At 59.8% G+C, this 13,250-nt stretch carries 11 protein-coding genes; 4 read left to right on the top strand and 7 right to left on the bottom strand.

Going from position 1 to position 13,250, the window contains the following annotated elements; genetic code table 11:
* Positions 1 to 59 precede the first annotated feature (59 nt).
* Positions 60 to 1,376 carry an FAD-dependent oxidoreductase gene (locus JJC00_RS25335; RefSeq protein WP_200468605.1) on the bottom strand — a complete coding sequence of 439 codons (1,317 nt, stop codon included), beginning with the start codon at positions 1,374 to 1,376 and terminating at the stop codon, positions 60 to 62.
* A gap of 528 nt (positions 1,377 to 1,904) precedes the next feature.
* On the opposite strand from JJC00_RS25335, the gene JJC00_RS25330 reads away from it, so the two are divergent.
* Positions 1,905 to 2,183: a hypothetical protein gene (locus JJC00_RS25330; RefSeq protein WP_200468604.1), complete on the top strand. Its 279-nt coding sequence runs from the start codon at positions 1,905 to 1,907 to the stop codon at positions 2,181 to 2,183.
* 221 nt (positions 2,184 to 2,404) lie between these two features.
* Here the strand turns inward: JJC00_RS25330 and JJC00_RS38280 are convergent, their stop codons facing one another.
* The gene (locus JJC00_RS38280) at positions 2,405 to 2,701 is read right to left on the bottom strand and encodes a 4'-phosphopantetheinyl transferase superfamily protein (RefSeq protein ID WP_246773913.1); all 297 of its coding nucleotides are present in this window, start codon (positions 2,699 to 2,701) and stop codon (positions 2,405 to 2,407) included.
* Positions 2,702 to 3,323: 622 nt separating this feature from the next.
* Here JJC00_RS38280 and galE point away from each other — a divergent pair.
* Positions 3,324 to 4,349 carry a UDP-glucose 4-epimerase GalE gene (gene galE, locus JJC00_RS25320; protein ID WP_200474233.1) on the top strand — a complete coding sequence of 342 codons (1,026 nt, stop codon included), beginning with the start codon at positions 3,324 to 3,326 and terminating at the stop codon, positions 4,347 to 4,349.
* Positions 4,350 to 4,647: 298 nt separating this feature from the next.
* On the opposite strand, the gene JJC00_RS25315 is transcribed toward galE, so the two are convergent.
* Together JJC00_RS25315 and JJC00_RS25310 are read right to left on the bottom strand one after the other, a co-directional pair.
* Complete coding sequence (locus JJC00_RS25315) at positions 4,648 to 4,815, bottom strand: DUF2934 domain-containing protein (RefSeq protein ID WP_200468603.1); 168 nt, start codon at positions 4,813 to 4,815, stop codon at positions 4,648 to 4,650.
* Between the two features lie 286 nt (positions 4,816 to 5,101).
* A complete protein-coding gene (locus JJC00_RS25310; RefSeq protein ID WP_200468602.1) occupies positions 5,102 to 5,929 on the bottom strand; it encodes a LuxR C-terminal-related transcriptional regulator in 828 nt (275 codons plus the stop codon).
* 636 nt (positions 5,930 to 6,565) lie between these two features.
* On the opposite strand from JJC00_RS25310, the gene JJC00_RS25305 reads away from it, so the two are divergent.
* Positions 6,566 to 7,264, top strand: a complete 699-nt coding sequence (locus JJC00_RS25305) for a response regulator transcription factor (RefSeq protein ID WP_246773912.1) — start codon at positions 6,566 to 6,568, stop codon at positions 7,262 to 7,264.
* Positions 7,265 to 7,392: 128 nt separating this feature from the next.
* Here JJC00_RS25305 and JJC00_RS25300 read toward each other — a convergent pair whose 3' ends face one another.
* The gene (locus JJC00_RS25300; protein ID WP_200468601.1) at positions 7,393 to 7,629 is read right to left on the bottom strand and encodes a DUF6894 family protein; all 237 of its coding nucleotides are present in this window, start codon (positions 7,627 to 7,629) and stop codon (positions 7,393 to 7,395) included.
* 510 nt (positions 7,630 to 8,139) lie between these two features.
* Between JJC00_RS25300 and glmS the strand changes: the two genes are divergently transcribed.
* A complete protein-coding gene (gene glmS, locus JJC00_RS25295) occupies positions 8,140 to 9,966 on the top strand; it encodes a glutamine--fructose-6-phosphate transaminase (isomerizing) (RefSeq protein WP_200468600.1) in 1,827 nt (608 codons plus the stop codon).
* Positions 9,967 to 10,634: 668 nt separating this feature from the next.
* On the opposite strand, the gene JJC00_RS25290 is transcribed toward glmS, so the two are convergent.
* Entirely contained in the window at positions 10,635 to 11,999 is a 1,365-nt protein-coding gene (locus tag JJC00_RS25290) for an FGGY-family carbohydrate kinase (RefSeq protein ID WP_200468599.1), read from the bottom strand.
* 120 nt (positions 12,000 to 12,119) lie between these two features.
* Positions 12,120 to 13,235 carry an autoinducer 2 ABC transporter substrate-binding protein gene (locus JJC00_RS25285; protein WP_200468598.1) on the bottom strand — a complete coding sequence of 372 codons (1,116 nt, stop codon included), beginning with the start codon at positions 13,233 to 13,235 and terminating at the stop codon, positions 12,120 to 12,122.
* Positions 13,236 to 13,250: the final 15 nt, after the last annotated feature.

Here is a 13,250-nt window from a genome sequence, read left to right as displayed (position 1 = left end):
TGACGACACGGAATTGGCGACTATGTCTGGAAGCTTGTTTCGGCCGGTCAGGCCGATGACTATGATGAGGACGACGACGAGGACGATGACGACGAGGAGTGAACGCGGGATGGAAGGCGGTGGGCTGCGAGTTGCTTTTTCTGGCCGTCGCCGGTCCGCGCCATGAAGCCGTCGATCACGCGGTGGAACGGCACGTGGGTGTCGGCCAGCGGGTCCGGCATCGTGGCCCGGTCGAGGTTGCCGCCAAGGCGCCGCAACGCGCCTTCGCCGAGCCAAAACAGGACGCGTGCCCAGCGTCGAGCCCGCCAGTATAGGCCCGCGTCGATCGAGACCGAGCGTAAGCTGAGCGCCATGGACATCGACCATGCATCGCAGGCCTGCTTGACGGGATCGTCGTAGAAGGTCGCGATCTTCGTCTCGCCCATACCCTCGCTGGCGAGCCAGGAGGGTATATGGACGTTGCAGAGCTGTGAGACGTCAGTGAACACCTTGTCGATGCCCGTGCCGGTGACCGGGCAGGTGCTAGCAAAGGCGTCGCCGACCAGCACGATGCCCGGCTGGTGATAATTGGTGCTGACATAGAGATCAGCCGGGCGGACACGGATATCGTCAGAGACCGTGAATGTGCCGATAATCCGCGCCAACCGTGGCAGCGCCGCGTTCAGCGTCTCGACCGGGGCGTGCCGCATCTGGCGCAGCCATGGATCGTCGGCGGCGCGGTAAGTAAAGAGATTGGCCCGCATCCGGGAGCCGACCGGAAACAGGGTTATGTAGGGGATGCGGTCGCTCGGCCGCTCCGAGAAATAGGTCATTGCCGGAAAATCGAACTTCCGCCTGCCGACCGGCGCTATGTCGAAGCCGATCGAAATCGAATGGCAGGCGCTGATGGTTTCGCGCTCGATGCCGAGCATGCGGCGCAGACCGATATTGAGGCCGTTGGCGAGCACGACCAGCCGTGCCGAGATCATGGTGCCGTCGGACAACGTCAGCCTTTGCCGCTCGCCGCTGGTTGTGACCTCGACGACCTTGGCGCAGAGCTGTTCGGCGGGCGCCGTGATTTCAGCCCGGATCGCCATGATCAGCGCGTTATACATGATCCCGTATTGGCGGCTCGGCGACTTGTGAAGCAGATAGCCGAATCGCGCGATCCAGTTCTCGCCATCATGGGTCGCCGCGCCCAATACCGGATCCGCCAGCCCAGTCCGCTCAAACCGCGCCAGCTGGCTGTCCCCGCTGAGCTTTTCGACGCGGAAGTCGAACGGATAAGTCTCGTGCGGATCGATCATGAGGGTCGGAATCCCGGCCCGCCCGAGCATTGCGGCCGCAGTCGAGCCGGCAAGGCCGCCGCCGATAATTGCGATGTCGGTGTAGCGCATGGGGAATCCGGCCTCGAAACCCATCTTAACCCCCGGAAAGGCAAATAAGGATCGTTACTGCACTTCGCCGCTGAATTTTTGTTGCCCAAACTCCATCAGTTTTGAAGCGCCGTTTCGCGCGAGAGATCGAGGCTGAGGCTGGCGACCTCGATCTGGCGATGGTCGGTTTGCTCTCCAACCCGAAAAATGACATGGCGCGTACCACTAGGCAAGGCCGAAACATGGCCACGCGTACAGACGGCCACCGAATTCTTGTTGCCCAAACTCCATGGTTTCGATCACGAACACGCGGACATTGGCCTCCAAATCATTTCATCGCGCCGCTCCTCGGCGCACCCATCCATATCTTCGACATGAAGTTGGATGATGTCACCGAACGTACGAGCGCGTACGGCAGCGCTTGGCGTTGGTTACCCGCCTGCGATCGATATTGCACTCAGTATCTAGCGCCCATTCCTCGCTGTCCTTGCGGCGGCGATCCCTTCAAAGAGGTACCCCCTTAGTCCTCTTGTTGTCGCCACCGGCTTCGTGAAAAACTTCACGGCTGTTCCAGCGACGAGAACCGGCGAGGTCTTCGTGAGTAAATGGCTCAGCGACCGCATCGTCGAAGAAGCTGGACGTCGCATTTACGAGTCGCAGCAATCAAGGCTTCCGGATCCAACGACCTTCGCCGCAAAACGGGCATGGCGAAGCGACGACGTGCCGAAAAAGTTCTGGGACAGCTATGTCGAGGACGCACGGGCAGCGCTTTCGCTGATCAAGCGTCGCGACAAGGAAGATCTTTTGACGAATGGTCGCCAGCAGTAGCACATCAGACAGTGACAGGCAGAGGTCTAGATTTTGCTCATCATCCCCTCAGGGACGGACTGGCCCACCATCGAGCACGCTGGGTCCCAGGGTCCCAATCTGTTTTGTGTTCTGCAGCGTTCGCCGAGTCGCCTTTCGAGCCGGGGGCTGATCGATGCTGTCCCTGTCCACCGCGCGCTATGCGCCTCTCCAGGCCCTGCAACTGGGTGGCTAGGCGGCGGTTATCGCGAAGGTAGATCTCGTCGCTGTTTGAGCCGCCGGGGAAGGTCGCGGTAGATCTCCGACGTCGACAGGCAGGCCTTCGGTATTCGATACTCCGCCATTTTGCAGGACCTGCGCGGTCCCAAGCCGCACCCCAGGGCCTTGCAGAGAGCCTCCAGCCGGCTCCAGCGCTGGAGGAAGCCTTCCAGCCGGTGTTCCGGACCAAGGGCGGTGTAGGACTCGTACTCGGAGGCGGAAAAGCAGAGCGCTGCGATCTCGTCCGCTTCGGGCGAAGGAAGAACTGCCTCGATGTCCACTCCGACCTCTTGCCCGGTCGCGAGCTATGACCGCCACATCTGCGGATCGTGAAAAGCTGAAGCGCAAATCGCTCGCAGGCATGCGGTGCGAGAGCTGGGGGTTGCCCAGCCGCCCATACTCGAGTTCGACGTCGGACGGCGAAATTCCCAGTTTGGAAGCGAGGACCCGGCGCAGCTGCCCGCGGGCAGCAACGAAGCGGCGGCGGTCCCAAACCCTGGGCGCGTCGACGTTCCTCGTCGTTGAGACAAACGCCTATCTGCCAGATGATGTCCTGCTCCACATCGAGCATAAATGCCAGGACCTCCAATCCATCATTCTTGAAGACCGGCATTGTGATCCTGGGTCTCAGCTCGACTGCTTTCCCATTCGGCAAGCGCAGCCAAAGGAGGTAATCCCTCGGCGTCGTTGCACTCAGCGGTGGTGAGAAGTCAGCTGGAAACGTGAGGAGCCAGGCAAGGCTGAGGAACTGATACCCCTCGCATTGAGCTCCAGGCGGCCTGCGACGAAGCCTCTTGCCGCAGTCGCCTCGCGGCATCTGCTATCGCGGTCGAGTTCTGAGAACAAAGATGGTGGATGCGCAGGAAGACCAAGGCCGGTTGTGCAAACACAGGAAATGCCAAGATGATTCTTTTGACTGGAGGCGCGGGCTATATCGGGTCCCATGTGTGCATTGCCTTACTGGACGCCGGCTTCGATGTCGTCGTGGTCGACAATCTCTCAAACAGCAACAAGGCTTCTCTTGAGCGGGTCCAACTCATCTGCGGGCGATCCCTCGTCTTTCGGCACGTCGACATTCTGGATGAAGAGGCCATCTACGAAACACTTTGTGCGTATGAAGCAACTGCGGTTATCCATCTTGCAGGCCTGAAGGCGGTGGCCGACTCCAGCATTAGGCCAATGACCTACTATGAAAACAACCTGCTCGGAACCATGCGCCTCGTTTCGGCGATGAACAGGGCAAATGTAAAGACGCTCGTCTTTAGCTCGTCCGCCACCGTCTATGGTGTACCTACCTACCTGCCGCTCGACGAGCATCACCCTCTCAGTCCGACAAACCCGTACGGCCGTACCAAGCTCTTCATCGAGGAAATGCTCAAGGACCTCTATCGGTCCGACAATGATTGGCGGATTGGGATTCTCCGATATTTCAATCCGGTTGGCGCACATGAAAGCGGGCTGATCGGTGAAGACCCGAAGGGCGTTCCGAACAATCTGCTGCCATTTGTCGCGCAAGTGGCGGTCGGAAAACGAAAGAAGCTGAGGGTTTGGGGAAACGACTACGATACGCCGGATGGCACTGGGATCCGCGACTTCATTCACGTCGTGGATCTTGCTTCTGGCCATCTGAGTGTCTTGAATAACCTGAAGCGGTCTGGACTCCTTACGGCGAACTTCGGAACGGGCAATGGCAGCAGCGTTCTGGACGTTGTTCGGACATTTGAAGCCGTGAGCGGCAGGTCAGTTCCATTTGAAATTGACAGGCGCCGGGCCGGTGATGTCGCCGTCTGTTTTGCCGATGCCACGTTTGCGGAAAGGGAGTTGGGCTGGAAATCGGTGCGATCACTAGAAGAAATGTGCGCGGACCATTGGCGCTGGCAATGTAAGAATCCCGACGGCTATCGTGGTACAAACTCTGGAGGCCGATAGATCGTCCCGTGACTGGACGCGCAAGTCGTCGACCGTGTCTGGCAATGGCGTCGCTGTAAGCCGAACGCCGCCCATCCTGGTGTGAGCCGTCTCAACACATCGAGCCACGAATGTCGGCTGCCGGCACATCAGGCCAGCGAGCGGAGCGCGCAACAATATCGGCTGCTACCGCGACAACGACATGCCGTGGCGCGGAAATGCCGCGCCACGATCGTCAGTATCCGAAACCGCGAGCGCAGCACGGTCCGGTTGCTGAGTTGAACTTCTGGAAGTTTCCACGTCTTCTCCGGTCTGGGTTTCAACGCTCAGTACCGGCAACCAACGGTTCGTCGCGGAGCAGCTCTTTCTTCAGCTGCTGCTCCGCTTCCAAATAGAACTCTTGGTCTCGCCCCTTAGGCATCGCGGCTTGCTCCCACAGCCGATATGCGCGGCACTCGATGTCCTTCTGGGTCGGAAGACCTCCCATCTGCCTTACTCCCAATGAGCCAGCGGCGGGGCTTTGACCGTGACGCCTCTGTTCGTATCGATGAGCCCGCTATCTCCTGGTCGGCGCGTTCGAGCGCGATAAAGCCAGGCACGATCAGTCCGCTGCGGATCAGGGCGGCCGAGATATGCACGAAAAAAAACGCCACGCAGCGTGGCCGCTGTGGCGTTTCGAGAAGATTGCGAACTGCGCGACGGTTGCCGTACCGCGGGATTGGTCCTTTACCTCTTGTCGAAGGTGGTAGGCGCGGTCCAACGTCCAACGTCCACTAATCGAGCTTGGTGATGCCGGGACCTCGATTGTCATGATCTCGGCGATCGAATCGCAGGGTGCCGAGGCCCGAGGGTTGAGGAACAATCGAGGGGACGGTGTGTCCATTTGCGGGGTGCACCAGTGACCCATTGTTCATTCCCCAGATCGCAGCCTGCGTCCGGTTCTGGACCCGGATCTTGCGCAGGATCGCCTTGACGTGAACTTTGACAGTCGCCTCAGCTATGTCGATCTTTCGGGCGATGGACTTGTTCGAACTGCCCTCGATCAAGCAAGACAGGATCGCCTTCTCGCGCGGAGAAAGATGTGGCGCAACCGGCTCTTCCGTGGTGAGCATGATGCCATGCTCGACGTCCTTGATGTCATGCTTGACCTGGTCGGTTGGCGCTGCTTCGCGCTCAAGAACGCCGTCAAGCGCGAACGACAGAAATGCGGGAGGAAAGACAGCCTCGCCCATCGTCACGAGTTCGATGGATTTGATGAAGGCATCGCAGGAATTGACGTTCACGAAATAGCCGCTCGCACCAGCTCGATATGCCGAGACAAGTTCATCCGGGCGATAATGATCCGATACGACTGCGATCCGAGCAACAGGATAGCGACCTCTGACGAAGCGTATCTGCTCCAGTGCGACATCGAAACTGTCGCCGTTGTGTATGATGAGAAACAGCAGTTGATGTGCTTGAAGTTCGCTTGGGAGTTCATCGGCGGTCGAAGCGGACAGCACGATCCGGAAATTTGCAGCATGTAGGATCCGTGAAATTCCCTCTCTGACCAAAATGTTTTTTCCAATAAGAATGGTTTCGTAAGATTGACGCCTCGGCATTTTACCCTCCAGCGACATACGCTACGCAATGACACGACTGTACGAAACATTAGGGAGTCAAAACGATCTGCATGAGGTCACAACGATCTGCACCGATCAGTCAGTTTGCCTGCCTCCCAACAGGCCGTTCAGTTGATCGCTCTTGTTCGGCGCACAACCCTTTCGTGCTACCTCGGCTGTGTCCTTCCAACTTCTGCCTTTCTTTGGCAAGTTTCCGGCCTTAATCGTTTGTTAAGGTTGTAGGGACGTTAAACTGAATTTCCGATTTCTATATATATCGTTAGTTATAGGTGCACTTGCGGAATCGATCGGCGTCCTGAAACGCAATTGGCGCAATCTGCAGATGAGTTAACGTGCAAATGTTTCCACACATTGCGTGAATCTTTGGAGTCGTGCGTCGGCCTGAGACGTCGCGGGGGCGCACGATTTCCCGGAGATCTGTCGACGGAACATCCAGAAGTAGAAAATTCATGTTTTCGAGTTGTCGTTGCGGAAGCGCGACTCGCGATAATGCAATGTGGCGCCGCTCGCTCCGGAATGTTACGGGCGAGGCGCCCCGGGACACTGATCGTGGGTCTGCGGTAAGCTATCGGCTGCGTCCGTGGGCCAGGAGAGAAGTGAAACAAGGACAGGTGGGTGAACGTTGACATCGGGGGCGACTGGCTGGGAAGCCCAATGATTTGCACGAGGATAGTGATCGCAAGCCGGCATCCGGTGGTCTTGCTGGGTCTGAGCAGCGTGCTCGGCGCGGAACGCGATTTTGAAATTGTTGCATCTTGTGGCGACGCTGCAAGTTGCGCGCAAGCGATCGAGAGCCTGGCGCCCGACATCGCGATTCTCGATTCAACAATGCCCGAGCTGATCGCACCGAGCTCCTCGGCCCCTAACCCAGGCGATCGCTCGACTCGCTTGGTGTTTTTTATCCCTTTGGAAGGCTACGAGCTCGTCTTGCCGGACGCGCTCGATGGCTGCAGCGTGATCCTGAAGGAGACCTTACCCGAAGCGCTGGTGCAATCCCTGCGGCAAATCGCGAGCGGTGAAAGAATCGTGCCGCAGCCCTCAATGGATCAGGTCGTCCCGGCGGGTCACGGGGTGAGCTCGGACAATGCGTTGGCCGTGCTGACGGACCGAGAGCGTCAGATTATGCGCCTGGTTTCGGAAGGACTATCAAACAAGCAAATTGGACGCCGCTTGAACACTGCCGACGGCACGGTCAAAGTCCATCTTCACCATATCTTCCAGAAGCTGGAGATCAGCAATCGGACGGAGCTCGCGGCCTTTGCCATTTCGCAGAATGATCGTGGCGCTCCCGGCAAGTCGACGGAATCTGAATGAGTGGAGAGCGCTGATGGCCGATCGTGCGTTCGGTCGCTCCGTGCGCGGGCAGCTGAGCTGCCGAGGCCCACTGACATTCGATCGTGAATAACCCGACGCTAGCGGGGTTCGACAACATCAGCTGCAGGCTATCGCGTGACCGAAAAGTGAAGGACAAACAGTGGCAGACTGCTCATTTCAGGACTGTCGCTCACCTCGATCCGCCAGGACGGATAGTCCTGAAATGGCCCAACGAGCTCGCTTCGGAGGATCTCGTGACTCAACTCAATGGCCGCTGTCTGCGCGGCGTCGATGTCGGGGAGATTCAAGCCGAGGTCGTCGGGTACTGAACCGCCGTCGTGAACGTGGAAAAAATAGCGAGGCATTGGCGTTTCCGGAAAACGAGTGCATCCCCGGGACAAAACCAAGCGGACGTCGCGGTAGCGTCCCGGAATGGAACTAAGACGAGCTGCCATTCGAGGTCCATGATCATTGTTGAGTACCTCAACGTCGAACCGGATTCCCATGGTTGACATGGACAATTGCGTCTTGCGGTCTAGAGTCACGTTGCGTCGCAAGTGCCGCCCACTTCGACGTGTTCGGCGGCCCCGGCTTTCCTGCAAATAAGCCCCCCGCCGGGGCCGCGATCTCTTTGCACCGGCGTTATAGCAACGGCGGAGGGCTTGCTCTGCTGGTTCACTCGCACGCGTTCGCACCTGCTCCCGGGCAACAACCATTGAAGCCGCGCTTGCGGCATTCGCTCGTTCAAGCGGAGTACCCCGCGTTTGTTGCTGCAATTCTCCCGATTCGACCGCCCCAATTTGCGCCAATCGACGATGATGGATCATTGCGCGCGTGCATTTGGTGATTGTCGGCGAAAGCGAGAGATCTGACAGATGTGCGGGATTATCGGCATTCTGGGACAAACTGCGGTATCGGGCCGATTGATCGATGCGCTTCGGCGCCTCGAGTATCGGGGGTACGACTCGACGGGGGTGGCCACCCTCGATGAGGGGCATCTCGAGCGCCGACGCGCCGAAGGTAAGCTCAAGAACCTGGAAGTGCTGCTGCGTGCCGAACCACTGGGTGGGGACGCCGGAATCGGTCACACGCGCTGGGCTACGCATGGCAAGCCGACAGAGTACAATGCGCATCCACACGCGACCGAACGCGTTGCGGTGGTTCATAACGGCATCATCGAGAACTTTCGGAAATTGCGCCAAGCGCTCGAAGCGAAGGGCGCGAAATTCGCGAGCGACACAGATAGCGAAGTCGTCGTACACCTCGTTCATTCCTACTTGCTGATGGGCTATTCGCCTCAGGAAGCCGTTAAGGCGTCGTTGCCGCAGCTGCGCGGCGCCTTTGCGCTGGTGTTTCTTTTCAAGGGATATCGCGATCTTCTGATCGGAGCGCGCAGGGGGTCGCCGCTAGCGGTTGGTTATGGCAACGGCGAGAACTATCTCGGTTCTGATGCGATTGCCCTCGCTCCGTTTGCCCAGGGCATCAGCTATCTGGAAGACGGTGACTGGGTGGTGCTGTCGCGCGAGAGAGGGGTGATCCGGGACGCGGATGGCGCGGTCGTTACGCGCGAGGTGCTCGAATCGGGTGGGGCGTCGTTCGTCGCCGACAAGGCCAACTATCGCCATTTCATGGCCAAGGAGATTTGCGAACAGCCGGACGTCGTCGGGCGCACACTCGCCCACTATGTGGATATGAGAGCCGAGCGGGCGGCGCTGCCGATCAAGCTGCCGTTCGATTTCAGCGACGTCAGGCGTGTTACGATCACGGCCTGCGGCACCGCAAGTTATGCCGGGGCGATCGCAAAGTATTGGTTCGAACGGCTTGCACATATCCCTGTTGATGTCGATATCGCCTCCGAATTCCGCTATCGCGAAGCGCCACTCTGCAAGGGCGACCTCGCGGTCTTCATCTCGCAATCGGGCGAAACCGCCGACACGCTGGCTGCACTTCGCTACGCCAAGGAGAAGGGGGCTCACACCGTCTCTGTCGTGAACGTGCCGACCTCGACCATTGCGCGCGAAAGTGAAACGGTGCTGCCGACCCTGGCCGGCCCGGAAATCGGCGTTGCCTCCACTAAAGCCTTCACCTGCCAGTTGATGACGCTCGCCGCCTTCGCGATCGCCGCGGGAGCAGCGCGTGGCGAGATCTGCGTGAGCGAGGAGAAAAAGCTCGTCAGGGGGCTGATTGAAGTTCCGCGGTTGATGGCTGCCGCTCTTGCCAGCGAGCCGCAGATCGAGAAGCTGGCTCGCTATATCGCAAAATCGCGTGACGTCCTTTATCTGGGGCGCGGCACCAGCTATCCGCTCGCGCTGGAAGGCGCGCTGAAGCTGAAGGAAATCTCCTATATCCATGCCGAGGGCTATGCCGCAGGCGAACTCAAGCATGGCCCGATCGCTCTGATCGATGAGGACATGCCCGTCGTGGTTATCGCGCCGTTCGACGGCGTGTTCGAAAAGACCGTGTCGAACATGCAAGAGGTCGTAGCGCGCGGCGGCAAGATCATTCTGATCACGGATGCCAAAGGTGCGGCGGAAGCAGCCGTCGACCCCTTGGTCACAGTATTGCTGCCTGACATGGCACCGACCTTCGCGCCGATAGTCTATGCCGTTCCGATCCAGTTGCTCGCTTATCATACGGCTGTGATCATGGGCACCGATGTGGACCAGCCGCGAAATCTGGCCAAATCGGTGACGGTCGAATAGGGGCGAACGCCGTGGCAAGACCATGGTCGCCTGCTGTCGGCGGGCGCAGTGATCAAGGATCCGCTCGGAACCGTGATCGATCACGCGGTCGTTCTCCTCCAGGGCGACGACAAGAGAATGACCCATTCGGTGCAAACGAACTTGGTGGGGGGCAGCCTTTCGTTTTTCAGAAGCAAAAACGCCGCCCGCTTAAATGGCTCGCGGGCGGCGGCTTACCAGCCCCAGGGGGGATGATGCAAAACCCCGGTAAAGATCAGTCTACATGGACTGATGGAAGGTTCAATGTTCCTGATCCGGAATAGCGCGCGCTTGAGCGAGTACCCAAGCACCGAGGTGCAACCCTAGATTCGTAGTGGTCGGCCGAACGGCATGCGATACTGATCCATATTTCGCGTTTCGGAGGGGAAAGCCGATGCGCCTTGTATTGCCTTATCTCGGAATTGGTCTTTGCACGTCGCTGGCTGCGTGGATGTCGGTGATGTTGCTTTACTAACGCCTGGTGCTAACAACCGCACGTAGGTGCCGTTCTCATGCAGCTCGAGCGCTTGTCTGTTAGCGCCGTCCCACGCGGGGTTTGCGTGCCCCGCTGTGACTGACATGGTGCGAACCGCAAGCAGCAAGTTTTGGCGATCAGGATGGTCAGGTGATCCACCCGCTCGGCGTCAGGCTCACCGAGCGATCATGTCGACTGCTGCCGTCCAGGCCTTGCGATAAGAGTCAAGGCCGGGAATCGAAATCGGATCGACGGGGGCCGGCTCCGCGATATGGTAAGAGGGGGGCCAATGCACGAGCATTGCGGCACCGCGGGCCGTGCCTGCGGTGTCTTCCGCCGCAAAGACGCGCTGCGTCGTCCGTAACGCGCCGAGCGTCTGACAGAAGGAAAGGTTGCCGGCGAAGCTCCCTTCGATGATGAGATCGCCGCGGGTGGCTCCCATGCGCGTCAGCATCAAATCGCTCACCAGGGCGCAATAGAGAGTCGCAAGCGCGGTCCGATCACGCGCTGAAACTTTGCCGCGGATCACGCCTTCGGTCGTCGCATAAGGCCCGCCTTGGCCCGAGAAGCAGGGTAGAGCAATGGCGCCAGCGCCGATGACGCGCTCGATCGCGTCGAGAGCCGGGTTGCCACCACCGCCCGCGATGACGGCGTATTCGCGTCCGCCCATGAACCGTCCGCAGGCGATGGGGCGGCCCAGCGCGTCGACGTTGGCAAGCGTGTCGTCGTGAGGATCGAGCTGATCGAGCGAAAGGCCCACGCACATCAGGATCACCCAGGTGCCGGTCGACAGCACTGTGAACGGCGCCTGGCGCGAGACGAGATAGGGCAGAAGTGAAGCGTTGGAATCGTGGATACCGCAAAAGACTGGCGTTTCAGGCGCGAGCCCACAGGCGGCGGCGATCTCGGGTTTGATCGGACCGAGCGGATCGAAGGCGCGGCGCAGTGGCGGCAGCAAGTGGTCGATGCCGAGAGCTTTGGCGAGGCTTGAGACCTGCCCCTGCCGCGGCGCCCAGAGATCGGTATGGGCTGCGAGCGTGGTGACTTCCGAGACAGCGACGCCGCTCAGGCGCCAGGTCCAATATTGCGGATAGCCAACGAAATACCTCGCCTTGGCGAAGAGGTCCGGACAGCGCCACTTCTGATAGGCGAGCTGCCGACCAAGATTGAGGCCGGCCGGCAGGTTCGGCGACAGGCTCTCCGAAAAGGGCGGCCGCCGCCTGGCATAATCGGCCTCGATCACGTCTACGCCCGTGAATTCGTAGTCCATGACCGGAGCGGCGAGCTCGTTCTCACCGATCAAAGCGCCGGCTGCGCCATGCGCGGTCGGAACGATCGCACTGATCTGATGCGTGCGTGCGGCCTCGCGAAGCGCATCGAGGAAGAAGGTCCACGCGCTCTCGACATCTTCGTGCGGATAGGGCGGGCCCGGCCGAATGCAGTTGGGCGCCGACCTTTCCCAGAGAAGTCGGCCTTCGTCGAACAGGGCAAGTTTTACATTTGTCTTGCCGATGTCGAGCACCGCTACTGTCTGGCTCATCGTCAAGCTACATCTCAACAGGCAACGTCACGAGCGCCATGGCCGGCTTGTCGTGGCCATGACCACGAAGGCAAGAATGCGTCGCCCGGCCGCGCTCCGCAGCCGGGCGACAGGTTCAAATCAGAAATCGAAATCCTTGATGTTCTGCTTCGTGAAGATGAAGGGCGACCCGAGCAGTACTTCGCTGCCATTGACCACGTTCAGCTGGCCGAGCTTGCCGGCCTCCACCGACGTCGCGCCAGGCTTCAGCTTGCCGTCGACCACGGCACGCATCACGTAGATCGCGGCATAGCCGAGATCGACCGGATTCCACAGCACGACCGACTTGACGCAGTCCGCATTGACATACGGCTTCATCGCGTTGGGTGTGGCGAGGCCGACGACCGCCACCTTGCCGCAGAGCTTGGCCTTGGTCACGGCTTCCGCCGAAGCGGGCGTCGCGACCGAGGTCATGCCGAACAGGCCAGCCAGCTTGTCGCCATGCTTGTTGATGAGCGTCGTCGCCTGGTTGAAAGACAGATTGTTGTCCTCCTGCGCCTCGACCGTTTCCAGCCATTTCAGCTTGGGATGGCACTTCTGCGCATACGCCCACATTTCGGCGATCCAGCGTGCCTGGTTCGGCGTCGTGAAGGTCGACGTGACGATCGCAAAGCTCTTGTCCTCGCCGGCCTCCTTGGCCATCGAGTCCATCATCGCCTTGGCGATGCCGTTGAACTCGGCCTGATTGACGAACCATTCGCGCGCATCCGGCGTCGAATTGGCGTCATAGCCAACGACATGGATGCCCTTCGACAGCGCCTTCTTCAGCACCGGCGCGATCGCCACCGGATCGTTGGCGGCGAAGAGAATGCCGTCGACGCCGCTGGTAATGTAATTGTCGATGAACTTGATCTGCTCGTCGATCTTGGCCTCGGTCGGGCCGTCGGTCTTCACCGTGACATTGCCGAGCGCTTTGGCGGCGTCCTGCATGCCTTTCGTGGTCGCGTTGAAATAACCGATGCCGATCAGCTTCGGCACGTCGACCAGCGTGATCGGTTTGCCGGTCTTGTCGGCCGCGTTTGTCGGCCGGCCGCCGTCATAGGGCCTGGCCGCGGGTGCGGCGTTGGCCTCGCCAGCCGAACAGGCAAGCGGATTGACCGGCAGGTCGTCCGCGCCGTCCCATCTCTTGTCCGCAGCCGAGGCCGTTCCGGCCAGCAGCGTCGCGCTGAGGAATGCAGCAGCTAATCCGAGTTTCATTGTGTTTTCCTCCCA

Source organism: Bradyrhizobium diazoefficiens (genome assembly GCF_016616885.1).
Classification (GTDB): Bacteria; Pseudomonadota; Alphaproteobacteria; order Rhizobiales; family Xanthobacteraceae; genus Bradyrhizobium; species Bradyrhizobium diazoefficiens_F.
This window is presented reverse-complemented; position numbering and strand designations above follow the sequence as displayed.

Excerpts from the sequence above, each read along its gene's own strand:
- JJC00_RS25335 (WP_200468605.1), bottom strand. The coding sequence starts at position 1,376 with ATGCGCTACACCGACATCGCAATTATCGGCGGCGGCCTTGCCGGCTCG.
- galE (WP_200474233.1), top strand. The coding sequence starts at position 3,324 with ATGATTCTTTTGACTGGAGGCGCGGGCTATATCGGGTCCCATGTGTGC.
- JJC00_RS25315 (WP_200468603.1), bottom strand. The coding sequence starts at position 4,815 with ATGGGAGGTCTTCCGACCCAGAAGGACATCGAGTGCCGCGCATATCGG.
- JJC00_RS25310 (WP_200468602.1), bottom strand. The coding sequence starts at position 5,929 with ATGCCGAGGCGTCAATCTTACGAAACCATTCTTATTGGAAAAAACATT.
- JJC00_RS25300 (WP_200468601.1), bottom strand. The coding sequence starts at position 7,629 with ATGCCTCGCTATTTTTTCCACGTTCACGACGGCGGTTCAGTACCCGAC.
- glmS (WP_200468600.1), top strand. The coding sequence starts at position 8,140 with ATGTGCGGGATTATCGGCATTCTGGGACAAACTGCGGTATCGGGCCGA.
- JJC00_RS25290 (WP_200468599.1), bottom strand. The coding sequence starts at position 11,999 with ATGAGCCAGACAGTAGCGGTGCTCGACATCGGCAAGACAAATGTAAAA.
- JJC00_RS25285 (WP_200468598.1), bottom strand. The coding sequence starts at position 13,235 with ATGAAACTCGGATTAGCTGCTGCATTCCTCAGCGCGACGCTGCTGGCC.